The sequence below is a fragment of the Pseudomonas sp. EL_65y_Pfl1_R83 genome, from assembly GCF_963970695.1.
GTDB lineage: Bacteria > Pseudomonadota > Gammaproteobacteria > Pseudomonadales > Pseudomonadaceae > Aquipseudomonas > Aquipseudomonas tritici.
This window is the reverse complement of sequence record NZ_CAXAQI010000283.1, coordinates 1-501: the sequence shown is the minus strand read 5'-3', so window position 1 is coordinate 501 and position 501 is coordinate 1. Positions and strand designations below refer to the sequence as shown.

1 protein-coding gene is annotated in these 501 nt (G+C 60.1%); it reads left to right on the top strand.

Annotated elements, in window-relative coordinates; genetic code table 11:
* Window positions 1-501 (top strand): deoxyhypusine synthase family protein (locus tag AACY08_RS28890; protein WP_339472501.1); only part of this gene is annotated, 501 nt, incomplete at both ends.

Below are 501 nucleotides of genomic sequence, written 5' to 3'. Positions count from 1 at the left end.
ACCAAGTTCGACGCGCGCCCGATCGTCGACGCGATGAAGAAGATGAGCTTCACCAGCCGCGACCTCGGCCGCGCGACCGACATCTACAACCAGATGCTCGCCGATCCCGATTGCTCGATCTTCCTCGTCATCGCCGGTTCGACCTCGGCGGGCGGCTGCATGGATCTCTATGCCGAGCTGCTGCGCAACAACATGATCGACGGCGTCGTCGCGACGGGCGCGTCGATCGTCGACATGGATTTCTTCGAAGGCCTCGGCCACAAACATTATCAGGCGCTGGAAGTGCCTGATGATGACACGCTGCGCTCGCTGCTGATCGACCGCATCTACGATACCTATATCGACGAAGAGCAGCTCCAGGATTGCGACCACACGATCTACGAGATCGCCAACTCGCTTGAGCCGCGCCCGTATTCGAGCCGCGAGTTCATCCGCGAGATGGGCAAGTATCTCGTCGCGAACGGCAAGAAGGAAAACAGCCTGGTCAAGCTCGCCTACGAG